14 protein-coding genes and 1 pseudogene are annotated in these 23726 nt (G+C 72.0%); 8 read left to right on the top strand and 7 right to left on the bottom strand.

Going from position 1 to position 23726, the window contains the following annotated elements:
- Nucleotides 1-43 precede the first annotated feature (43 nt).
- Nucleotides 44-421 carry a nuclear transport factor 2 family protein gene (locus tag GGE06_RS39805; RefSeq protein ID WP_116163817.1) on the bottom strand — a complete coding sequence of 126 codons (378 nt, stop codon included), beginning with the start codon at nucleotides 419-421 and terminating at the stop codon, nucleotides 44-46.
- Between the two features lie 383 nt (nucleotides 422-804).
- Here GGE06_RS39805 and GGE06_RS39800 point away from each other — a divergent pair.
- The 3 genes and pseudogenes from GGE06_RS39800 to GGE06_RS39790 all read left to right on the top strand — a co-directional run.
- Nucleotides 805-1103, top strand: a pseudogene (locus GGE06_RS39800) (acyl-CoA dehydrogenase); the annotation flags it as partial.
- Nucleotides 1104-1183: 80 nt separating this feature from the next.
- Complete coding sequence (locus GGE06_RS39795) at nucleotides 1184-2875, top strand: serine/threonine-protein kinase (RefSeq protein WP_220378556.1); 1692 nt, start codon at nucleotides 1184-1186, stop codon at nucleotides 2873-2875.
- 842 nt (nucleotides 2876-3717) lie between these two features.
- Nucleotides 3718-4422 carry a hypothetical protein gene (locus GGE06_RS39790; RefSeq protein ID WP_184933105.1) on the top strand — a complete coding sequence of 235 codons (705 nt, stop codon included), beginning with the start codon at nucleotides 3718-3720 and terminating at the stop codon, nucleotides 4420-4422.
- Between the two features lie 233 nt (nucleotides 4423-4655).
- Here GGE06_RS39790 and GGE06_RS39785 read toward each other — a convergent pair whose 3' ends face one another.
- On the bottom strand, nucleotides 4656-5609 hold the full coding sequence (locus GGE06_RS39785) for a helix-turn-helix domain-containing protein (protein ID WP_246533051.1): 954 nt from the start codon (nucleotides 5607-5609) through the stop codon (nucleotides 4656-4658).
- A gap of 91 nt (nucleotides 5610-5700) precedes the next feature.
- On the opposite strand from GGE06_RS39785, the gene GGE06_RS39780 reads away from it, so the two are divergent.
- Complete coding sequence (locus GGE06_RS39780; RefSeq protein ID WP_184933104.1) at nucleotides 5701-9924, top strand: S8 family serine peptidase; 4224 nt, start codon at nucleotides 5701-5703, stop codon at nucleotides 9922-9924.
- A gap of 483 nt (nucleotides 9925-10407) precedes the next feature.
- Here GGE06_RS39780 and GGE06_RS39775 read toward each other — a convergent pair whose 3' ends face one another.
- From GGE06_RS39775 to GGE06_RS39755, 5 genes are read right to left on the bottom strand one after another with little or no spacing between them, the layout of a single operon-like run.
- The gene (locus GGE06_RS39775) at nucleotides 10408-11406 is read right to left on the bottom strand and encodes a LacI family DNA-binding transcriptional regulator (RefSeq protein WP_116163823.1); all 999 of its coding nucleotides are present in this window, start codon (nucleotides 11404-11406) and stop codon (nucleotides 10408-10410) included.
- A complete protein-coding gene (locus GGE06_RS39770; protein ID WP_184933103.1) occupies nucleotides 11403-13172 on the bottom strand; it encodes a glycoside hydrolase family 36 protein in 1770 nt (589 codons plus the stop codon). Before GGE06_RS39770 ends, GGE06_RS39775 begins: the two co-directional genes overlap by 4 nt.
- A gap of 2 nt (nucleotides 13173-13174) precedes the next feature.
- Nucleotides 13175-14026: a carbohydrate ABC transporter permease gene (locus GGE06_RS39765; protein WP_312883476.1), complete on the bottom strand. Its 852-nt coding sequence runs from the start codon at nucleotides 14024-14026 to the stop codon at nucleotides 13175-13177.
- Nucleotides 14023-14919, bottom strand: a complete 897-nt coding sequence (locus tag GGE06_RS39760; protein ID WP_116163829.1) for a carbohydrate ABC transporter permease — start codon at nucleotides 14917-14919, stop codon at nucleotides 14023-14025. Before GGE06_RS39760 ends, GGE06_RS39765 begins: the two co-directional genes overlap by 4 nt.
- Nucleotides 14916-16295 carry an ABC transporter substrate-binding protein gene (locus tag GGE06_RS39755; protein WP_184933102.1) on the bottom strand — a complete coding sequence of 460 codons (1380 nt, stop codon included), beginning with the start codon at nucleotides 16293-16295 and terminating at the stop codon, nucleotides 14916-14918. Before GGE06_RS39755 ends, GGE06_RS39760 begins: the two co-directional genes overlap by 4 nt.
- A 156-nt stretch (nucleotides 16296-16451) precedes the next feature.
- Between GGE06_RS39755 and GGE06_RS39750 the strand changes: the two genes are divergently transcribed.
- From GGE06_RS39750 to GGE06_RS39735, 4 genes are all read left to right on the top strand, one after another.
- Nucleotides 16452-18434, top strand: coding sequence for a carbohydrate-binding protein (locus GGE06_RS39750; protein ID WP_184933101.1), 1983 nt, complete (start codon nucleotides 16452-16454; stop codon nucleotides 18432-18434).
- Entirely contained in the window at nucleotides 18431-19717 is a 1287-nt protein-coding gene (locus tag GGE06_RS39745; protein ID WP_184933100.1) for an aminotransferase class V-fold PLP-dependent enzyme, read from the top strand. Before GGE06_RS39750 ends, GGE06_RS39745 begins: the two co-directional genes overlap by 4 nt.
- Nucleotides 19718-19920: 203 nt before the next feature.
- Nucleotides 19921-20715 (top strand): transposase family protein, encoded by a 795-nt coding sequence (locus GGE06_RS39740; RefSeq protein WP_116163837.1) that lies wholly within the window; start codon nucleotides 19921-19923, stop codon nucleotides 20713-20715.
- Nucleotides 20716-20835: 120 nt separating this feature from the next.
- Complete coding sequence (locus GGE06_RS39735; protein ID WP_184933099.1) at nucleotides 20836-22827, top strand: zinc-ribbon domain-containing protein; 1992 nt, start codon at nucleotides 20836-20838, stop codon at nucleotides 22825-22827.
- Nucleotides 22828-23726 lie beyond the last annotated feature (899 nt).

Raw genomic sequence — 23726 nt, 5'->3', positions numbered from 1 at the left:
GAAGGGGGCAAGTTCAGGGGAAGGGCAGCGGCAGAAGGATGACTCAGGAGGCGGACGGCCCGATCTCCCCCGCAAAGACGATGACCTGGTCGATGAGGCTCCGTCGCAGATGGACGACGTCCGTTCCCGCCAGCCGGGGGCCTCCATCAGGCGTGGTGAAGACCCACTGGTACCGGGCCCATTCGTCAGGCATGTCCACCGCTGAGCAGCGCACCATCGTGCCGGTCCCCGCCGGGTGGCGCCGGATGTCCAGCACGAACCGCTCGACCGCAGCGATTCCTTCGCTGCGGCCCAACGGCCCCCAGAAGACCACGTCTGAGGTCAGAGCCTGGGAGAGCAGGGCAGTCACATAGTTGTCGTCCGAGGCGTTGAACGCGGAGATGAATGTGTCGATCGCGGAGCGTGCGGTCTCTTCCTGCATGCCCCAGTAATACCAGCCGTTTCGCGTGCGCTCGTCCCGCGAGCCGCCTTCCGGTCACGGTGAACCATCCCGGTCATAAAACTAGGTGTAAACACGACCCCTGCCTGCGTGGGGCGAGGGAGAGGCGCCTGACGGGCAAAAGCCCCGGTTATGCACCTCTTCCCATGCCCCTAGAAGAAGCCGAGCTCCTTCGGCGAGTACGACACCAGCAGGTTCTTCGAGTGCTGGTGGTACACGCCTCGTGTGGCTGCTGACCAGCAGGAACGACCACGATGCGGGCAAGCCGTAGGCGGCTGGTCCGCGTATGGCCCGGATCTTGGTCGGCACGGAGCGGACCCCTGACCGATGGTCTGTGGCGACGGTGAGCCGAGCGACGGTGAGCCGAGCAGAGCCGCGACCTGGACCTGCTGTTCGCCGTCGGCCGGCTCTTCGGGCTGGTCGTCCACGCCCAGTTCGTCCGGGAGCAGATGGTCCTGACCGGCCTCGACGCGGACCTGCTCGACGAGCTCTTCGCAGCCCTCGTCCGCGACTGATCCGCGCACGCCGTCGAGCTCCACGGAAAGACTCCGTGACCGAGGCGCAGCAGCAGTGGGCGCTCGGCGCGGTCCGCCGCCCGGTCGTCGACACGGAGCGCTCGCCGCGCGTCGAGGTGCTGTCCGGCGCGTACGAGATGGCCCGGTAGCCGCCTTGCCGCACCCCGCGCCGGGTGACAGGCCGGGCCCGCTCCGGCCTGTCACCCGAAACCGCCTACGATGACCGCCCATGAGCACGAATCACGACCGAAGACCCCTGGTCGACGGACGCTTCCGACTGATCTCCCGACTCGGCAGCGGCGGTATGGGCACCGTCTGGCGCGCCCGCGACATCGCCCTCGACCGCGACGTCGCCCTCAAGGAGGTCCGCCCGCCCGACCCCGCCGTCGAGGACGCGAACCCCGGATTCGCCGCGCAGCTGCGCGAACGCGCCGTCCGCGAAGCCCGCGCCCTGGCCCGGGTGTCGAACCCGCACGTCGTGACGATCCACCACATCGTCGAGCCACAGGACGGCTCGCACCCGTGGATCGTGATGGAGCTCGTCGAGGGCAGTTCCGTGCACGACCGGCTCGCTGCGGGCCCGATGCCCGTCCCCGAGGTGCTCGCCCTCGGCCGCCAGGTCCTCTCCGCACTGCGCGCCGCGCACACCGCCGGCATCCAGCACCGCGACGTCAAACCCGCCAACGTCCTGCTCCGCCACGAAGGCGGGGCCGTGCTCACCGACTTCGGCATCGCCGCGTTCGACGGCGCCACCTCCCGGCTCACTTCCACCGGCGACCTGATCGGCTCGCCGGAGTTCATCGCCCCCGAGCGGGTCCGCGGCGAGGAGGGCAACCCGGCCTCCGACTTGTGGTCGCTCGGCATGCTCCTGTACGTGGCGGCCGAGGGCCACCACCCGCTGCGCCGCGCCACCGGCCTCGCGACCGTGGTCGCGGTGCTCGACGACCCGATCCCCGTGCCGGTGCGGTCCGGCGCGCTGGGTCCCGTACTGACCCGGCTCCTCGTCCGTGATCCGGCGCAGCGGCCGGACGGGGCGCTCCTGGACCGGCTGCTGGCGGAGGCGGAGGGCGGCGCGGCCGCGGCTCCTGCTTCCGCCGCTGTTCCTTCCGCCCCCGTCGCCCTTCCTGCCGCCCCCGGCCCGTACGCGCCTGCGCCCGCGCCGTACCCGCACCCCGCCTACGGCCCGCCCGCCGCGCCGGGCGCGGGCTTCGGTCCGCCGACGCTGCCCACCCCCGCGCCCTCGAGCCCGCGCAAGCGCGCCGCAGGCGTCGCCGTCGGCCTCGCGCTGGCGGCCGCCGTGGTGATCGGCGTCGTGAATCTGTTCCCCGACGGCAACGACGGTGGCGACGGCAGCGGCGGGACCTCCGGGGCGAAGGGCGGCGTCTCGCCGACCGGCGCCGTACGTACCCCTGGCCAGAGCTCGGGCACGGCCCCGGCCGCCTCCGCCTCCGCGCCCGCGGTCCGCGGCAGCCTCCTCACCACCGCCAACGTCCGTGCCGTCATCGCGGAGCTCCGCCGGGCGAGCGGCACCACGACGATCAAGGATCTGACGGTCTACGAGGAGTACGCCCTGGCGAACATCCCGACCCGGCCCGGCGCGAAGACCTACGACGCGTACGAGTACCGGGCCGGCGTGGCCAGGAAGACCGGCCCCGGCGGCACCATCAGCGCCGACGACGCCGACGAGCAGCCCTTCGACGTGTCCACGATGCCCTGGGACAGCCTCCCCGCGCTGATGAAGCGCGGCGAACGCGACCTCAAGGTGGACGACCCCACGATGCGCTACGTGATCGTCGACCGCTGGACCTTCAACGACGACCGTCCGACACTGCGCTTCTACCTCAGCAACGACTACAGGGCCAGCGGCTATCTCGCCGCCGACGCCTCCGGCAAGGTCGTGTCGACCCTGCCCGCGTCCTGAGGTCACCGCCCTTGCGGATCGTAGCTGTCCGCAAGGGCTCCAACGCTCGGAGCATGCCGCAGACACAGACGGACAGACGTATCGACGTGCAGACGATCCTGGTCACCGGCGCCTCCGGGGCCGTCGGCCGCCAGGTCGTTGCCTACGAGGTGTTCCTGAACGCCGCGTTCGCCGGGCACCCCGGACCGGCGACCGACCAGTGGAGCGACCGCTGGTTCTGCCTGTTCCACCAGAAGGGCACCCGCTGCCCCGACATGGAGCGGTGGACGTCACCGCGGGCTGCGGGCCGGTCGACGTCCGGCAGACGTGGAAGAACGGCAACACCGCCGGGAAGTACGACCGCAGTACGTGTACTGCTGCCCGCGCCGCGGCGTCGAGGCGAAGCCCCCGACCGGTGCCGCCGCCGACATCGTCGACTCGTCGATCGAGGCCTCCCGGATCGGCGACCGCGCCCGGTCGCTTGCGGAGAAGACGATGGCGCGCACACGGTCCGGCCTGGAGAAGTACGGCACCGCCCTGGTGCCGGTCGAAGGAGGGGACAGGGAAGCAGCCGTTCGGCGCGGACCGGCCGATGCGTACCTGTACCGGCAGGAACGAGACCGGTCTCCTCGTCCCCGCCGGAGGCACCTGGAACGACGACGCCTGCCTGACCGATCAGCCGGCCCGGACCGTGACGACCCGGGAGACCACCGGTGTCGTCGTGCCGCCGCCGTTCATCGCCGAGCTGCGCGGCTGCGGCAGCAAGCACCGTCCCGTCGCCGAACCCCCCGCCCGGTGTGCGCCTCCGGGAACCACACGGCCTGGTCCAGCCCGCCCTGCGCGTCGAGGACTGTGGCTTCCGTATGCTCCAGGCCAAGGAGTACGCCGCCGCGATGGCGTTCCCGGACACCTTCCGGTGGCGCGGGTCGAAGCGGGGCCGGGTGCGGATGGCGGGCAATGCGATGCCTTGCAGCATGGCGCGCGACCTCGTGGTCGGCGGCGCCGAATCCCGACACCGTTCCTCCCCCTCTTCATCCGAGACCACCACCACGAACGCCGGAAGTGCCCATGGCCCTCCGCATGCACGCGACCCACAACGGCTGGTCCACGAACACCTCGATCAGCGATGGGACCGCACACCGGGCGGCACCCGCCGCACCCTGGCCGGTGCATTCGCCATCATCACGCCTGCCCTCGTACTGCCGGGTACCACCTACTCGGAGCCACGAGCGCTACGGCGCGCCTTGTACTCGTGGGCGTTCAACAAGAACGCAGGGCCTGAGGAGCCGAAGGAGGAGTGGCGGAAGGCCCTGGAACGGATGAAGCGGAACTCCCCGCCTGTCAGCGCCCTCGCGGAAGCGGACGTGCTGCGACGGGCGCTGGACGCCCTGTGCCGCAAGCTGGACGGCAAGAAGGCCGCGGCCGAGACGGCACGACGCAAGCGTGGCTGCCCGGCCGGCAGAGGTCGTTCGCCTCCGGCTCGAGCAGTGCCGTCCACCCGAGACCGGTTGGGGCATGCTCAACCTGTCCGGTGGCGTGGTCACCGCCGGCAAGGACTGGACGGATGACGGCGCCGTGCAAGAGGTGCACTCGCTCAAGTGCCGCGCGGCTACCGCTACCCGGACCGTACCCGTCCCGCCGCAGTTCGTGCGTGTCCTCCGTGCGTACATCGACCGCTTCGGCGTGGTACCGGACGGCCGGCTGTTTCGGAACCAGGTGGTCCGGGGACGGTCCGGGTGCCTCCCAAGCGCTCCTGGCCGTGGGCGGGGCCACCGCCAGGAGGCCCTGGCCCGGCGGCAGGTCAGATCCAGCCGCGGCGGGCCGCGACGACACCGGCCTGGAAGCGGTTCACCGCGCCCAGAAGTTCGTGGAGGCGACTCATGCGCCGACGCATGGTGCGGACCGACCAGCCGAGCTGGCGGGCTATGGCCTCGTCCTTGAGACCGCTGACCAGCAGGGTGAGTACCAGGCGATCCTCCTCGTCGAGCGGGTCCTCGGCGGGGGCGTCGAGCGGCAGCGCCTGTTTCCAGCACAGTTCCCAGTAGTCGGTGAGGGCGTCCAGCAGGGTGGACGGCCGGATGACCGCCGCGCGCACGCCGTCGAGGTCCAGGGAGAGCGGCATCAGCGCCAACCGGCGGTCCGCGATGGCCAGTTTGATCCGCAGCCCCGGCATCACCCGGGCCTGCTCGCCGCGGCGTACGAGTCCCCGGATGTCCTCGAGCACCCCCGGCCACTCCAGCGCCTCGGGGGCGTAGACCGCGCGGTAGCGCACGCCGCGCCCCAACGCCGTGCTCTCCACCGGGTTGGAGGTGGTCAGCGCGTACGGTGGCCGGTCCAGTGTCATGACGTCCTCGCGCGCCTCCTGCTGGAGGCGGACGAACCAGCGGCCGAGCGCCTCGCGACCGGTGGTGATCTCTACTTCCTCCTCTCCTGCGGTGCCGGCCTGGGCCGCCGCGAAGAGGCGGGACAGCTCGTCCGCCGCCGAACGGACCCGGTCCAACTCCGCTGTCCTGTTTCGTATCAGGGACTCGACCGCGGCTCCTGGCTCGATCGCCGCGTACCGGCGGCGGGCCCCGGCGAGCCGCCCGACCAGGCCGTGGTCGTGCAGCCGGTCCAGGGCCCTGGCGGCGCGGAGGGGGGAACAGCCGAGGTCGGCGGCGAGCTCGGCCGGGGCCGCCGTACGCCGGGTCAACACGGCTCGGTAGACGCTCTCGTCGAACGGATCGATGCCTGCCGCGGTGAGCTCGTTCGTCATGTGCGGATCCTGGCCCACCTGTGCCAGGTGCAGCAATGGGCCATCAAGATCCGTTGTACGGAGCGTGACTTCGGCGCTAGGACTTCTCCCCATGGCCAAGAACCCACGTAGAAGCCGACGTCTGGTGGCCGCGACGGTCACCACCGTCGCGCTGGCCGGGACGCTCACCGCGACACCCGGCACCGCGACCGCGACGCCACCCGACCCGACCCAGCGGGTCATCGTCGAGCTGTCCGGAGACGCCGCCGTGGCTGCCGCCCCCGGCGGCTCGCTCACCTCTCTGACCGCCGGCACCACCTCCGCCGTCGGTGACGCCCGACGGGCCCTGGCGGCACGGCAGGACGCCTTCGTCGGGACGGTACGGCAAGCCGGGCTGCACCCGGCCGCACCCCGCCGACTCGGTCTGCTCGTCAACGCCGTGGCGATGACGGTTCCCGCCTCCGAGAGGGCGCGGCTGGCCGCGCTGCCGGGCGTCGTCGCCGTCCGTCCCGACACCCGGATACAGGTGCGCACGGACGTCAGCGTCCCGCTGACCGGCGCGCCCGAGGTCTGGAAGCGCGAGGACCCGGCCGGGGTGAAGGCCACCGGCAAGGGCACCGTCGTGGCGGTCCTGGACAGCGGCGTGGACTACGGCCACCCCGACCTGGGCGGCGGCTTCGGCGAGGGGCACAAGGTCGTCGGCGGCTTCGACTTCGCCAATGGCGACGACGATCCGATGGACGACAACGGCCATGGCACCCACGTCGCGGGCATCATCGCGGGCAGGGCGGCCAAGGAAGGAGGCGTCACCGGCATGGCGCCCGACGCCCGCCTGCTCGCCTACAAGGTCACCGGTGCCGACGGCAGCGGCTACACCTCCGACATCATCGCCGGCATCGAGGCCGCGGCCGATCCGAGCAACCCCCACCCGGCCGACGTCATCAACATGAGCCTCGGCGGCCCCGGTGACGGCACCGACCCGCTGGGCCGCGCGGCGACCGCCGCCGTGCGGGCCGGAGTGGTCGTCGTCGCGGCGGCGGGCAACGAAGGACCCGGCAGCGGCACCGTCAGCACACCGGCTGCGGCCGACGGCGTCATCGCGGTCGGCGCCTCCACCAGCGGGCTGCGGGTCCCCAGCGCGTACCTGGCGGGCAAGGAGCCCGAACTGATCCAGACGTACCGAGGCGTCCTGTCCGCGAATCCGCCCCCGAAGCCGGTCACCGCGCCGCTCGTGGACGTCGGCGCGGGCACCGCCGAGGACTGGAAGCGGGTCGGTGACGTACGGGGCAAGATCCTGCGGGCCGACATGCTCGTCGCCCCCAGTACGGACGTCCTGAGCCAGAGCGACATCGACTGGGCACGCGAAGCCGAGGAACGCGGCGCGCTCGCCGTGCTCGGCGGCCTCGCGGTCCAGGACGGACCCGTGCTCACCGCCACCCGGGGAACCGTCGGGGCCCGGGAGACCCCCGCCCGCCCCGACCTCACCCGCACCGCCGCCTCCGGCGACTCGTTGCGCATGGACCGCCTGGTCGTCATGGGCATCGACACGACCCAGTACGCCCAGCTGAGCCGTGAACTGGCCGCCGGAAAGGTGTCCGTCACCCTGCGCGGCACCGACTCCACCGACGAGATCGCCTCCTTCTCGTCGCGCGGACCCGGCACCGGCTTCGGACTCAAACCCGACCTGGTCGCACCCGGCGTGGAGATCCGCTCCGCGGTTCCCACCTCGATGTACGAACCCGGTGTCTACCGCATGTCGGGCACCTCGATGGCGAGCCCGCACGTCGCCGGAGCCGCCGCCCTGCTGCGCCAACTCCGTCCCGACCAGGACCCCGACGGGATCAGGTCCGCGCTGGTCGGCACCGCGAAGGAGCTCGCCGGCGCCGGCCCCACCGTGCAGGGCAACGGACGGCTCGACGTGGCCGCCGCGGCGTCGGCCACCCTCACCGCCCTTCCGACGAGCGTGTCGTTCGGCCTCGCCGACCTGGCGGACCGGACCGTCGGCGGCACCGCGAAGGTGCGCCTGTCCAACCCCGGCGGAAAGCCGCTGACCGTCACCCTCAGCAGTACCGGGCCCACCACCGTGTCCCCGCCCCGGGTGACCGTCCCCGCCGGGGGGTCGGCAACCGTAGACGTCACCCTGCGCGCAGACCGCCCGGCCACCGACACGGAGATCAGCGGCCGGATCACGGCCACCCCCGCGCGAGGCCCGGCCCTCCGGGTGCCCTACCTGCTCGTCGTCCGGCACCTGGTCGTCCAGGCGTCCCCCGACCCGAGCGACGGCCGCTCCACCGTGCACGTCGCCGCCCCGGCCGCCCTGAACGCGCCGCCGGAGATCAGGGTCACGCCGCCGCACGGCAAGGCCTTCACGCTGCCCACCACCATGAACGGCGCCGGCTACTACCAGGCCGACGTGACCGGGAAGGCGGCCGGCGCCTACCGGTTGGCCGCGCGGGCCACGACCACCGACGGCCGGCGGATCACCGGAACCGGCGCCTTCGAGGTCACCCCCGCCGCCGGCCGCGGCGATCGCTGGGAGCCCATCGGCCCGAACAGCGAGGCCGGTCACGTCGCGCTCTCGCCCGCCCGGCCCCGGCAGGCCGTCGTGACCCAGTTCCGGAAGGCCGCCCCCTGGCTGACCACCGACGGCGGCGCCCACTGGCGCCAGGTGGGCAGGCTGCCGGTCGCCGACGGCAACGGCACCGGAGCGGTCGTGGTCGACGCCCGCCGCCCCGATCGCTGGTGGTACGCCGTGAACACGGCCGCCGACCCCACCCGCCGCGGCACGATCCTGCGTACCGACGACAACGGCCGCACCTGGCGCAAGCTCGACGTGCCCGACGCGCACATCGACGAGTTCGTCGCGGACGAGCAGACCCGTACCCTCGCCGCGATCATCGACGGCACGATGCTGGTCAGCACGGACGCGGGCGACAGCTGGGCGGCGTACCCCACCGGCGTGACCGGCGACGTCCGCGACGCGACCCTCGTCGGCGACGCCCTGTACCTGGCGACCTTCGACAGCGTCTGGCGGATCGACGGCGTCGGCAAGGGCGACCCGGGTAGGGCGCACCTCGTCCTCGACGAGCCCGTGAACACCGTCCGCGGCCTGGCAGCCGACTCCACCGTGGTGGCGGCCTACGTCCCCGGTACGGGCGTCCGCGGCTCCTACGACAAGGGCCGCACCTGGTCCACCCTGCTGCCCCTGGCGGAGGGCGGCAACGGACTGTCCGCCTCCGGCGGCGACCTGTACCTGCGCGCGCTCTTCGGTGCCGGACAGGTGAGCCACGACCACGGCAAGACCTGGAAGCCCGTGCCCGCCCCCTCGAAGGCCGCCATCGCGATGGACTACGACCGCTGGGCCGACGGCTCGGTGACCGTGTCCAGCGAACAGGACGGCCTGTACCGCGGCTCGGCCGACGGCACCGGATACCGGAGGATCGGCGTTCAGGGCCTGACCGCCTTCGCCCTCGCGGCCGGCGGCGACCAGCTGCTCGCCGGAACGGTGAGCGGCACCTACCGCACCACGATCCCCGTCTCCGGCCCCGAGTGGGGTCAGAGCGGAGCGGAGGGCATGACCGGTCGTCTCACCTCGCACATCGCCGTCTCGCCGAAGGACACCAAGGTGGTGTGGCAGGTTCGGCGCACCGCGACCGGCCTGTTCGAGGTCTCCCGCAGTGGTGACGCCGGCCGGACCTGGCAGGTGAAGGGCACGTCGTCGGAGATCCCGACCTCGATCCTGGTGCATCCGGCCGACCCGGAGCGGGTGGCGATCAGCTTCAGGAGCATCTTCGGCCACGGGCTGTTCTCGACTTCCGACGGAGGCAGGACATGGAAGAACCTCTTCCACGAAAGGTCCTTCGACGCCATGGCGGGTGACCCGCGCGACCCGCGGCGCCTCTGGCTCGGCAACGCCTCGGGCCTCTACCGTTCGGACGACGGCGGCGTCACCAAGACCAAGGTCGCCGAGGGCCCCGTCTCCGCGATCGTGATGGACGGCCGACGCCTGGTCGTCGGCGGATCGTCCGTCCGGGTCAGCACCGATGACGGCAGGACTTTCCGCACCGCCGACACCGGCCCGCTCGCGGTCCACGTCTCGGACCTGCTGCGGGTGAACGGAGCGCTTTACGCGGCCACCGCCCGCTCGACCGCGTCCGGACTCGTCCAGGGCGGCCGGGGCGTACTGCGCAGCACCGACAACGGCCTCACCTGGGAGAACATCTCGAGCGGTCTGCAGAACACCGACACCACCAAGCTGGCCGCCGCCCCCGACGGCCGCACGCTCTACGTCGGCGCGGTCGACGGCGGGGTACACCGCCTGAAGCTGCGCCGCTGACCCACGACGCGTGTGACCGTATGACCGGCGCGAGCGTCGACCCGGCCCGGAACTCCCGGGTCCGGTCGATGCTCGTGCGCGTGGCACGGGCACAGCGGAGCAGGCCTGCGACCGACCGCTGGTACCTGCTGCCGTTCCACGTCATGTCGGTGGGCCCGGTCGTCGGACCCACCGACATGACGGTGACCGTCAGCGTTCTGCTCGGGGCTTCCGGCACCTCGGACGGTGGATCCAGGGCTCCGGCATCACCCCGCGAAGAGGGTCAGAAGAAGCCGAGCTTCTTGGGACTGCACCCCTGGAGGATGTTCTTGGTCTCCTGGCGGTACAGCAGCGGCACCCACGCCGACCAGCGAAAAGGGCGGCGCGTACGGCGGCGAATGGACTCGGTCTGCCACCGGGCGGGCGATCCCGGTCAGGCGTCCTCGGCGGACTCCTCACGTCTCACGCCTCGTCAGGCACGCGAGTGGCGGCCCCAGCGCCCGGCTAGGTGCCCGGCACCGGTCCCGTGGAGGCTCGGATCACCAGCTCCGGGTCGAAGAGGAGTTCGCCGGTCGGCACCTCGCGGTTGCTGACCAGGGCGAGGACGCTGCGGCCCACCTCCAGGGCGAGCCGGTCGGCCGGCTGGCGGACGGTGGTGAGCGCGGGGTCGGTGAACTCGGTGACGGTCGAGCCGTCGTAACCGACCACCGAGACGTCCGCGGGCACGGAGAGCCCCTGCCGCCGGATGCCCCGGATGGCGCCGAGGGCCATGTAGTCGCTGGCGGCGACGATGGCGGTGGCGCCCTGCGCCACGAGGGCCGCGGCGGCGGCCTGCCCGCCTTCCACGGTGTAGGACTGTCGGACGACCCACCGTTCGGCGTCCTCGGCGCCACGCCGGGCCATCGCCTCGACGAAACCGCGCACCCGTCGGTCGGCGGGCCGGTTCCCGGCGGGGCCGGAGGCCATGCCGATGCGGCGGTGGCCGAGCCGGTGGAGGTGGTCGACGGCCAACTCGGCGGCGAGGGCGTCGTCGGTGGAGTAGACGGGAACGGGCACGCCGTCGGCGAACTCGCCGTTGATGCCGACATAGGGGACGCGACGCTGGCGCAGCAGCTCGTAGCTCTCGGTGTCGGCGCCCTCGACCGTGTTGGAGGCGGAGAGGAAGACCACGGCGGCCACGCCCTTGTCGATGAGCGCGGTGAGGAAGTCCAGTTCCTGGACGCCGCCGGGGAAGACGGGGCACAGGACGGTCTTGAGGCCGTGGGGGGCGAGCGCGGACTCGATCCGCTCGGCGACGTCGGCGAAGAACGGGTTCGAGACGAATTCGGTGACGACCGCCACCAGCTGGCCCTGGGTGGGGCGCTCGTAACCGAGTTCGGCCATGGCCCGCTCGACCGCCTCGCGTGTCTTGCGGGACACCCCCTGGCGCCGGTTGATCACCCGGCTGACGGTGGCCTCACTGACCTGTGCGCGGGCTGCGACGTCGGTGATGCCGACCTTCATCGCGGTCCTTCCGTGAGTGTGAGCGACACCAGGCCGCCGCGCGGGACGGCCAGGGGCCGTGGTCCGTCGGGCAGGAGCGTCAGCGGATCATTCATCATACGGCCGTCGGGGCCGTGGACCCGGGCCCTCACCGGTCCGCCGCCGCCGGTGACCTCGACCATCACCCGGTCCCGGCAGGAACCGTTCACCAGATGGAAGGTGCGGTACGCGGCCGTGTCGAGGGTCGCGACCCGGTCGCCGTGCACGCTGATCAGGCACTCCTCGCCCCGGGCCGAGTGCACCAGCGGGTACAGCTCGTCGGGCCGCCCCGGCTCGGTCTCGCCGTCGAGGATCAGCTCGCGATGCCGACGCCACCACCCGAGCCAGAACCGCACGGTCTCCCGGTGCTCCCGGGGCACCTCGTCGAGGCGTACGGAGATCTGCGGTACGGAGTGCAGGGCCCCGATCAACTGCCTGGCCACGGCCTCGGTACCGGCGCCGCGCGACCACATGAGCATGTCGGAGTGGACGGCGCCGCCGACCGCGAGGAGAGCGGTGTCGAGCGTGTTCACCCGGTTGGCGGTGGCGTCCGCCGGACAGTCGAAGGAACGCAGCATGTTCCCGTACGGGGCCATGCCGGGTCCCGTGTACGGCTGGCGCAGCTCCAGCAGGATCCCGGGCCGGACGGCATCGAGCTCCTGCCGCAGCCCGTCGAGGAGCAGGGTCATGGCGTGGCCGACGTCGCCGCCGCCGTCGCCCGCGTAGACGGCGGCCTCGTCGAGGAAGTCGAGCTTCAGCCCGTCGAGTCCGTAGTCGCGGACGAGGGAGACGCACAGGTCGACGACGTGCCGGCGCACCTCGGGGCGGCGGGGATCGAGGACGTGGGCGCCGGGCACGGTGGCGGGGCGGGGGGCCGCGGCGGCCCACCGGTCGTGGCAGTCGGCCTCCGGGCCCAGGAGCAGGGGCGCCACCCAGAGGAGGTGGCGCAGGCCGTGGGCGCGGACGGTGGCCACGTGCGCGGCGAGGTCGGGGAACTTGGCGGGATCGGGCCGCCAGTCGCCGACGCCCGCGTAGCCGCGGCCGTTGCCGTACGCCTGCCACCCGTCGTCGAGGATCAGCGCCCCGCAGCCGAGCTCGGCTGCGAGGGCGGCCTGGGTCTCGACGGCGGTAGCGGTGACGTTCTGGTTGAAGGCGTACCAGGTGGAGTAGACGGGGACGCGGGCCGTGTCCGGGACGTGCATCGGAGGGTGGGCGGCGGCGAGGTGGGCGCGGATGGGGCGCAGGGCGGCGGCGACGGAGGCCGAGCGGGGTGCGAGCAGCAGGCGGTGGGGGCGGTCGGCGGCGGGCAGCCGGAGGTGGACGACGTGGGTGTCGTTCTCCTCGGAGACGCCGAAGCGGATCGTGGCCTCGGTGACGGGGTCGGCGGCGGCCCAGGTGAGGAGGGTGGCGCCGGAGTGCTCGTACAGGGAGCCGGCGGCGGGGCCGTCGACGAGGCAGGTGGCGGCCCGCCCGGCCCAGTCGGGGACGAGGGTGCGGCGCCAGCCGCCCTGCGGATGCCAGTAGCCGGCTGCGTCGCCGAGGGGGACCGAGAGGCGGATCTCGACGGGGACGCCGGGGGCGTGGACGTCGAGGGCGCGCAGTCCGTCCGGCAGGGGGGTCAGGGTCCAGGAGGGGGTGGTGCCGGGGGAGAGGAGGGCGATCGAGACCCCGTCGTGAAGGGGTTCGGCGGGCACCGGGGTCTCGTGCGCGGTGGTCACGGGCTCGTCGGCCCGGGCCTGGAGAGTCATGGTCATTCCTTGACGGCGCCCGCGAGGAGGCCGGAGACGAAGTGGCGCTGGAGGAGCAGGAAGACGACCGCCATGGGGACGGCGGCGACCGACGTGCCGGCGAGGATCGCGCCGTAGTCGGTCTCGTCGAGCCCCTGGAGGGAGGCGAGGGCGACGGGGATGGTGAAGGTGAGCTCGTCGCGCAGCACGATCAGCGGCCACACGAAGTCGTTCCACTGGTAGAGGAAGAGGAAGATCGCGAGGGCCGCGAGGGCGGGCCGCATCGGCGGCAGCGCGACCCTCAGGAAGAGCCGCAGCTCACCGCAGCCGTCCATGCGGCCGGAGTCGAGCAGCTCCTTCGGGAGCGCCGCCATGGACTGCCGCATGAGGAAGATGCCGAAGGGCAGGGCGAGGTTGGGGGTGATGACGGCCTGGTAGGTGCCGAGCCACTGGAGCTCGGCCATCATGCGGAAGAGCGGGACGAGGGTGATCTGGGTGGGCACGACGAGGCCCAGCATGAGCAGCCCGAAGAGCGTCTCGCGGCCGCGGAAGCGGTAGGTGGCGAAGCCGTATCCGGCGAGGGTGCAGACCGTGCCCGCGAGCAGCGTGTAGACACCGGCGATGCCGAGGGAGTTGAGGACGACCCGGCCGAAGTGGGCGGTGTCCTGGAGGGTGGCGAGGTTCTCGGCGAGGTGGCCGCCGGGGAGCAGCGGTGGCGGGCTCGTGAAGAGTTCGCGCGAGCTGTGGGTGGCGCCGACGACGAGCCAGTAGAAGGGCACGGCGACGGCGGCGAGGGCGATGGCGAGGCCGGAGGTGAGCAGGAGCGAGCGGCCGGCCCGCCGGCCCGGGGCCCGGTTCGTCATGGCGTGTCTCACGACTTGTCTCCCAGGAGGCGGAACTGGACCAGGCCGAGGAGGCCGATGAGCAGGGTGAGGGCGTAGGCGAGGGCGGAGGCGTAGCCGAAGTCCGCGTAGGTGAAGGCGTTGCGGTAGAGGTACACGCCGATGGTGAGGGTGGCGTTGTCGGGGCCGCCGCCGGTGAGGACCGTCGGCTCGTCGAAGAGCTGCAGCGTGCCGATGGTCGACAGGACGGAGGTGAGCAGCAGCGCGGGGCGCAGCCCGGGCAGGGTGACGTGACGGAACGCGGCGAGGGCGCCGGCCCCGTCGACGGCGGCGGCGTCGTACAGCTCGGCGGGCACGGTCTGGAGGCGGGCGAGCAGGATGACGGCGTTGTAGCCGGTGTAGTGCCAGGTGAGGGCGAGGCCCAGGGAGATCCGGGCCCACAGGCCGTCGGTGAGCCAGGGCACGGGGTCGACGCCGACGAGGCCGAGCAGCCAGTTGACGAGGCCGTAGTCCTTGTTGAGGAGGACGGAGAAGACGATGCCGTACGCGACGAGGCCGGTGACCATCGGAAGGAAGAAGCCCAGCCGGAAGACCGGGCGGCCGCGCAGGAGTGTGGAGTTCAGGGCGACGGCGAGAGCCGTGGCGAGGGCCAGCATCAGTGGGACCTGTACGGCGAGGACGATCGCCGTGTTGCGGAGCGCGGTCCACAGCAACGGGTCGTCGAGCAGCCGCCGGTAGTTGTCGAGGCCGACGAAGGTCTCCGTGCCCGCGACGGTGCGGTGCAGGCTGATCACGAAGGACCAGCCGATCGGGTAGAGCTTGAAGACGGAGAAGAGCAGCAGGGCCGGCAGTACGAAGAGGTACGGGGCCGCCCGGCCGCGCCGCCGGGGGCGGGCGACGGCCGGGAGCGGTTCGGCCAGGCTCATCGGGCGGCCTTCCGGCCGGTCTGGCGGACGAGTTCGGCGGCTGCCTCGCGGAGCACGGTCGCCGGGTCGGCGCCCTTGAGGAGGACCCTGGACTGGGCGTCGGTGACCAGCTTGAGAGCGCGGGCGTAGTCGGAGGTGTAGTTCACGGCCGGGGAGGGTGCCTTGAGGGCGGCGAGGAAGACCTCTCCCTTCTTCTGGCCGCTGAAGAAGGCCGAGGGCTCGTGGAACACGGCGTCGTCGTAGGCCTTCATGAGCGCGGGGGCGATGCCCTTGCCCCGGTAGATCCGCACCTGGGAGGCGGGGCGGGTGAGGGCGAACTCGACGAAGGACCAGGCGGCCGCCTGGTGCCTGCTGCTGCCGGCGACGGCGAGGTGGGTGGAGTTCACGGTGGCGGCGGTGGGGCCGCCGCGGCGCACGGCGGGCGGGAGCCGCACCTTCCACTTGCCGGCCTCGGCGGGAACCTGCTCCTCGACGATGCCCCCGAACCACGTGGGCCAGGGCGCGACGGCGTTGGTCCCCTGCTTGAGCGAGCTCATGAGGGCGTTCCAGCCGCCGGCGAGGTCGCTGACGAGACCGGCGTCGTTCATGGTCTTGATCAGCGTCATGGCCCGCACGGCCTCGGGCGAGTCGAGGGTGACCCGGCCTTCGAGGTCGAAGTAGAAGGCGCCCTGGAGCTGGAGCAGCATCTGGAAGAAGTTGGCGGCATCGGGCTGGGAGGCCGGCTTGTCGATGCCGAGGAGGTGGACGCCGGTCTTGGCCTTGAGGCGCTTGCCGGCCTCGATCGTCTCGTCCCAGGTCTGCAGGGCCTCGGCGTCGACGCCCGCCTTCTCGAAGAGGTCGGCGCGGTAGTAGAAGCCGGCCGAATTGGCCTCCCAGGGCAGGGCGTTGACCCGCTTGCCGTCGGGGCAGACGGTCTGCCAGAGGCCGGCGGCGAAGGCGTCCTTGTGCCGGGTGGCGCCGAGCGGGCCGAGGTCGGCGAGACCGCCGGGGAATCGCTCGACGTAGCCGGGAAGGTAGTCGACGCCTATGTGGAGGACGTCGGCGAGCCCCTGGCCGCCCGCGGCCAGACCGGTGGTGATCTTGTCCCAGATGGCCGGGTTCCCGATGTCCTGGACCGTGACCCTGATGTCCGGGTAGGCCCGGTTGAAGTCCGGCAGGAGGGCCTTGAGTTCGGCGGCGGGACCCTGCCAGGACCAGACGGTGACCTCGCCCTTCTTCGGGTCGCCGGCCCGGCCCGTGCCCCCACCGGTCCCGGTGCCGGTGCAGGCGGAGAGGGCGAGGCCCCCGAGGCCGGTGGCGGCGAGGGTGCCGCCCATGCGCAGGACGCCTCTGCGTCCGATCGATCTGTCCGCTTCGTTGCGGCCGCTGTTCGTCATGAGCCGGGACAGTACAAGCGCCTCTCTGTACTTGCAATGGAACGATGAAAACTTTCGGTTGTACCGTCGTTCAATAACTGCGAGAACCATTGCAAGCCGTCGTGGGGATTGCTAGCGTGCCGCGCGCCGAGTCCACCCACGCTCCGGGAGATCCCCATGACGCGTTCCCGCCTGGCTCTCAGATCCGCGACCGCCCTGCTCGCCGCGCTGGCCCCACTCGTGGTCGCCCCGGCGGCCCCCGCTGCCGAGACCGAGGCCGCGCCCACTGCCCCGGCGCTCCTCACCGTGAGCGACCCCGGCTTCGAAGCAGGGGGCAGCGGCTGGGAGTTCACCCCGGGCACGGGGACCGCCGTCAACTACCCGCACGCCGGTGCCCGGCTCGCGTACCTCGACGCGGGCAGCGGCATGAAGGTCTCCCAGACGGTGTCCGCCACCGGCCACGGCGCGTACACGATCTCCGCCTGGATCGCCACCGGCGGCCCGGGCGGTCGGTACGTCCTGCGGGTCAACGGCTCTCCCGCCGCCTCCCTCGACCTGCCCGCCACCGCCCAGTACCGCCGCCACACCCTCGGCCCGGTCACCCTCGCCCCCGGCGACCGCCTGGAGATCGCCTTCGAGTCCGGCCAGGGCTGGGTCAACGCCGACGACGTCATGGTCTCCCCGGCCACCCCCGCCACTCCCCGGATCACCTCCAGCGACCCCGAGGCCGCCGAGATGTTCGCCTGGGCCACCCACAAGGCCGGCAGCTGGGTCCAGCTCCCGGGCACACCGGGGCCGCTGAACGCGGACGAGCGCCAGACCGGCGGCACCGGCACCGGCGTCTACGCCCCCTCCTACTGGGCCGGCTACGCCAACCGCAGCGGCTACTACTCCCGCGACATGGCCCACCAGCTCGCCGGCGCCGGGGTGCTCGGACTGCACGCCGAGAACAAGGCGATGCTGCGCGCCTTCGCCGCGTCCGCCACCGCCGAGCACGCCTACTACCCCGTCTGGGCGCTCAACTTCGACAACCGCACCTACCTGTCCATCGACTACCGCCGCCCCGACCTCTTCGTCCGTGAGGTCCCCGCCGTCTTCGAGCTCGTGCAGAAGGCCGAGGAGGCGTACCGCTGGACCGGCGACCGGAGCTACCTCGACGATCCGGTGCTGTGGGACTTCTACCGGCACGCCACCGAGGAGTTCGTCACCCTCCACGACGGCCGGAAGGACAACGGCGACCGGGTGAAGGTCGCCGAGGGAACCGGGAGAGGCATCTTCCAGGGCGTGGCCAGTTACAACGAGCAGAGCGACGAGCCGCTCGCCGAGTCCGGCGACGCCATCGGCTCCCAGTACCAGGCGTACCGGGCGGTGGCCGCGCTGGCCCGCGCCAAGGGCGACGCCCGCACGGCCGCCGACTTCGCGCGCCGGGCCCGCGAGCTCCGCACGTACTTCAACACGACCTGGAGCGGTGACGGTTCGGGCGCCGACATGGTCCGTGGCTACACCATCGACGGGCGGCCGCTGACCGGCTGGGGCAAGGAGAACAGCTGGTTCATGCCGATGAAGCAGATCATCGAGCCCGGCGCCCGGCGCGAGGCCTACCTCGACTACGTCGACGCCCAGGCCGAGGGCGAGGGCCGCCCCGAGAACATCGAGGCCCTCACCTACCTCCCCGACACCTTCTTCACCAACAACCGTCCGGACACTGCCTGGAAGTGGATGCGGCGCGTCTACGCCCAGAAGGACGTCCAGCACGTCAACACCCGCCAGGGCACCAACGGCGACTACCCCGAGGTGTCCTTCACCCTGATCGCCCAGACCGTCCAGGGCCTCATGGGCGTCACGCCGAACGCCCCCGCGCGTCTGCTCACCACCCAGTCCCGCCTGCCCTCCGGCATGGCATGGCTCACCGCGGAGGACCTGCGGATCGGTGACTCGGCCTTCGCGCTCAAGCACGAGGGCGCCCACCGCTCCACGCTCACCCACACCTCGGGCTCCGCCCCGTACACCTGGGAGGCACGCTTCGCCGGCCACCACGACACCGTCACCGTCGACGGCGTCGCCCGCCCGGCCGAGACCAGGATGATCGACGGCGCCGTCTACACGACCGTCCGCGTCAGGGTGGCCCCCGGCCACACGGCCACGGCCGAGGCCCGATGAGCACGCCGGCCGGTACGAGCGACGCCGCGCCCGGCGGTACGGTCGACGCCGCGCCGTGCCGGACGGTCGACGCCGCGCCCGGCGGTGCGAGCGGTCCGGCACCCCTCCGTACCGACGGCCCGGTGCCTGCCGGTACCGACGGGCCCGCGCCCGCCGGGGTCTTCCCCGGCGGTGCCGAGCTCTTCCGGCTCGACGCGCGGGTGGCCCACCTCAACCACGGCTCCTTCGGCGCCGTCCCGCTCCCGGTCGCGCGAGAACACCGCCGCATCGCGGACGAGGCAGCCGCCGACCCCGACGCCTTCTTCCTCGGCGTCCCGGACCGGCTCGCCGCCGCGCGGGCCCGGATCGCCGCGCACTTCGGCACCGACCCGGAGGGCGTGGCGCTGGTGACGAACGCGACCGAGGCCGCGCACCTGGCCCTGGACGCGCTCGGACTCGGTCCCGATGACGAGGTCCTGGTCACCGACCACGGCTACGGCACCGTGGTCGAGGCCGCCGCGCGCCGGGCCCGGCTCGTCACCGTCCCGCTCGACCCGCTGTTGCCGGACGAGGACGCGGTGCGCGAGGCGGTGCTCGCCGCGGTCACTCCCCGTACCCGGGTGGCGGTACTCGATCAGATCACCTCACCCACGGCCCGGATCGTCGCCGGGCCACGGCTTCTCGCCGACCTCGCCGATCGCGGGGTGACCACCGTCGTGGACGGCGCCCACGCGCCCGGCATGCTCGCCGCCCCGCTGGCCGGCCGGCCGGACGTATGGTTCGGCAACCTGCACAAGTGGGCGTACGCGCCCCCGGGCTCCGCCGTCCTCGCGGTCGCGCCCGCCCTGCGGGATCGGGTGCCCGCGCCCGTTCCGTCCTGGGAGGACCACCGGGGCTTCCCGCGCGCCGTGGAGTACCGGGGCACCGCGGACTACACGGGCCTGCTCGCCGCGGCCGACGGCCTGGACCTGCTCGCCGCACTCGGCGCGGAGCGGGTACGGGCCCACAACAGCGCCCTCGCGGCCCACGGCGCCGGGCTGCTGGCCAAGTTGCCGGGGGTGACCCCGCTGCCGGCTGACGACCGGCTCGCCCTGCGTGCCCTGCGGCTGCCGTCGCGGTTCGCCCGGACCAGACCGGAGGCGGAGGCTCTGCGTGAAGAGATCATGGTCAGGGTCGGCTGCCGGGTCCTGGTCTGGCCGTGGCCCGGAGGCGGCGGGATCCGTGTCTGCGGCCAGATCTACAACCGCCCCGCGGAGTACGAGCGGCTTGCCCGGGGGCTGAGGTCCCTGCTGGACGGCGACTGAGGTCGCTGAACAGGGGGACCGCCACCTCGGGCGGTTGACCTGGCTGGGGTTCCCGATCTGGCACAGGTTGCGCGGCTCCTCGCGGCAGTGAGCCTTTTCCGGCCTGGTCGTAGCAGCCACGAGTTGGACGCTCCTGCGCAACGACGAAGCTCCTGGCGGCACGGTGTCACGACCAAGATGCACCGTGCTGCCAGGAGCCTCGCCTGCTTGTCTACCCGTCGTCGATCGACCTGTCCGATCACACCCTGCGGTATCTGGCCGGACGACTCACTTCCCGGCGGCAGGAGATCGGTACGCGGTGGCGACGACTGGCACCAGAGCGCCAGGCCCTGCTCGCCCTCGCCCGCCTGCGGTGTGGTGACACCTACGCCCAGCTCGCCGCCGGGTTCGGTGTCGGGATCGCGACCGTCTTCCGCTCCATACGCGAGGCCGTCGACGTGCTGGCCGCCCCGGCCCCGTCTCCGGTCGAGGCTATGAAGGCGATCCGGATGAAGGCGTTCGTCATCCTGGACGGCACCCTGCTGCCGATCGGCCGGATCGCCGCGGGCACCCCGTACTACTCCGGGAAACACAAACGCCACGGCATGAACATCCAGGCCCCCACCGACCCGTTCGGCCGACTGCTGCGGGTCTCGCCGGCGTTGCCCGGCGCAACGCACGACCTGACGGCGGCGCGTGGGCACGGCATAGTCGACGCGCTCGCCGAGGCAGGCGTGAAGTTCCGGGCGGACAAGGCGTACCAAGGTGCGGGCCGACCGGTCCGGATGCCGTTCCGGGGGCGTCGGCTCAAGCGATGGCAGCGCCGGCACAACAGCAGCCACGCCAAGATCCTTCCCCGAGCTCTCGGCTTCGCTCGAGCAGGGGGAGGCCCCATCCTCGGTGAGCAGGCCATGGCCCCCCTCAAGGGCCGGCGTCTGCTCCGCAAGCTCCGCTGCAGCACCAACCGGATCACCGACGACGTGAAGGCCGTTCTCGTCCTTCACCACGCCTCAACATGAGGTTGGAAAAGGCTCACGGCTGGGAGTTTGCCCTGGCACTTCGGTGGCTGTTGGCATTTCCACAGATCCGTACTGGACCTGAACCGACTACATGTCAGTGCTGTCTGTCACTGTTGGCGCGTGACAGCCTTCTCCACCACTCCCGCGGAGAGCCCTTCAGGCGCCCGGCCGCCGCGTAAGGGCCCCGACACGTTGCCAGAGCCGCTGTTCGGCCTGTGCCGGGCTGACCGGTACGAAGCACAGAAGAGGTTCTGGCAGCAACTAACCCAGCAGTGGCGCACCGAAGTTGTGGTGTCCTTGGAGCAGGTGCGGGCCGTGATCGACACCCAGACAAGCGCCAGCCAGCGCATCCGGGAAGAGATCCTCGATGCCGTCCACGCGGCCGTGGACCCCCGAGCGATCCCAGTCGCGGACATCGGCGTGCTGAAGGCGCAATGGGCTGATGCCGCCGACGCATCGCGGATCGGTGCGCGGGACGGAACCCCGAGAACCTGGTCGTGCACCGTTGCGCCCGCACACGGCACTTGGCTGGCCCCACCGAAGGACCGAACCCGGGCCGACCGGCCCAGCATGTGCCCGAAGTGCTCAGGCGCCGCACCGCGCCCGGGTGAACTGCCGGCACCCGAACGCTCCGTGGCCGCGATACCGGCGCTGGCCGGGGAGCTGCACCCAACCTCTGGTCCGGCTGAGGCAATCAGCTACGGCAGCAACATCCCTGCGATCTGGTGGCACCAGGTCCCGGCCGTCGCACCCGGCAGCGGCGAGTGGTACCTGGCCACCCACATCTGGGAGCAGACGCCCAAGAGCCGCACGAGTCTTCGACTGAAGGGCGGCAAGCCCGCCGGGATCAACGGGTGCCCGGTGTGCAACTCCGACCAAGCCGACGCTTCCAACAACCTCGCTGCCTGGTACCCGGAGCTTGCCGAACAATGGGTCAGCGCTCCTAACGGCCGAACCGCGTACGACACCCCGGTCGGCTCCAAGATCGAGGTGACCTGGCGGTGCATCGCCGACGACGAGCATCGCGACTGGCCGGCTCCGCCGAACCGCCGAACCGCGAAGGCGCTGCGTTCCGGCTGCGCGATGTGCAGCAAGAACGTCTCCGCCAAGGCGATGGCCCTATTTCACGAGCTTCGTACCCATCTGCCCGACCTCGAACTGGAGGCACCTGTCCTGCTCGCTCCCGTCGCAGGCAAGCGCTACCGCGGAGAGCGTGTCGACATGCGCGACGAGGCTCTGCAGCTGGTCGTGGAGTTCGACGGCTGGAAGACCCATGGGCCCACCGGGTGGCGTGACCGCTCCGAGAGCGACCGCATCAAGACCCAGCGGCTCACCGACGCGGGTGAAACAGTGATCCGCGTCCGTGAGGATCTCGACCCCATCGGGAAGCACGACGTCGTGGTTGGTGCGGGCTGGAGCGCGTGGAAGGTGGCCGTCACGGTGCTGAAGCGCATCGAGCAGCTCGGCCTCCACCCGCTGCCGGGACTCGCCGCGTACACCGCGCTGGGGACTGAGGCTGCCTCTGCCGATACGGAGAAGGCCCTGCTGGGCGAGCGCTATCAGCCGCGGAAGTTCCCCAAGCCTGAGAAGGCCGCAGCCGGCCCGCGAAAGCTGAAGGAATCGCCTCCGCACCCCGACAGCTGGCTGACGCCCGTGGGTCCTCCCTACGCGAACCCGAAGAAGCGTGCCGGAGCCCTGCGGGACTACAGATGCCGGTGCGGCAACCTCGTCACCGGGGTCAGGCAGGCAGAGGTTGCCCGGGGCGTGCCGAAGAGCTGCGGACGCTGTGCGGGCGCCGATTCCCGCAGCATCGAACGCGAGCGCACCGACCGAGAACTGACACAGGCGGCACGGCGCTGGGCCCGGGAGCAAGGCATCGAGGTCAAGACCAACGGTGCCCTGGACGCCCAGGTCTTGGCCTCCTACCAGCTCGATGCGGCGGGACTGACCACCCATCTAGGTCCGGACAAGCTCATTCCGCAAGCAGTGGTCAAGAAATGGGCCGTCGAGCAGCTGATCGGACTCAACGCTCGCGACCGGATCCCCCGTCAAGTGTGGCTCGACTATGCCGCCATCCTCGTTGGGCAACGCACGGATCCTGCGTCCGGCTGACCAGCGATGGGGGCTGGGCTCCGTCCGTGAGGGCGGTTACAAGAGTCGGTGCGGAGGGAGGTCATGACGGTCCTCCGGTGCGTCGACCTCGTGCAGATCCAACGCGAGCTGCCCATAGCTAGTACTCCAGCAGGAGTTTGGGGTCTGACCTGGGACGATGCCGGGCGGCTGGAGTGTAGCGGGACGGAAGCCGGTCAGGGTCGGTCTCGAAGAGACCGCCCCTCGATCGTGCGACAGCGTCGCTGGTAGTGGCAGCGGCGGGCGACTGCTTGGCGTCGTCGGCGCCAGTTCGACCAGCTCACCGCGTGGCGTCGGCCTCGGTGTCCGCGCAGGTGCGCGGGCTGGGGACGACAAGCTGCCAGGAGTCGCTGAATCTCCGCCACTGTGAGCTCGATGGTCTCGGCTGTCTCACCAGTTCCGCCCCCTTTCCCGGGGCTGGTGTGCCGTGGTCGCCAGGAAGGTGTGCGCGAGCATAAGGGGGCGCAAACGAGGTAGTAGGCGATCTCGTCGGGCCTGCGGATGCTGCACCGGGCCAGTGCCCACCGCAGCCGGCGGGCCCGCGAGACGTGGGAGCTGGCCGCCGCGGAACCGGAGCGCCCTGTCGCGCCCCGTCGTGATCCGCGGCTGTACGGGGCGGACGAACAGGACCCCTCGATGTCCTCCACGACGTTCCCGACGAGGTCGGCACCCTGCTGGTCGTCGGGCATAACCCGGGCTCGGGGGACCCGATCACGCTGCTCGCGGGCGGCTCGGTCGGGACGGCCCTGGACCGTGTACGGACCAAGTTCCCGATCTGCGCGCTCGTCGTCCTGCCCCGGCACGGCACCTGGACGGACCTCGGCCCGGGCAAGGCGCTCCTGACGGAGCTGCGGATCGCCCGCGGGCCGTCCTGAGAGCGT

Origin of the sequence: Streptomyces nymphaeiformis (genome assembly GCF_014203895.1) — a bacterium.
Taxonomy (GTDB): Bacteria; Actinomycetota; Actinomycetes; order Streptomycetales; family Streptomycetaceae; genus Streptomyces; species Streptomyces nymphaeiformis.
This window is presented reverse-complemented; position numbering and strand designations above follow the sequence as displayed.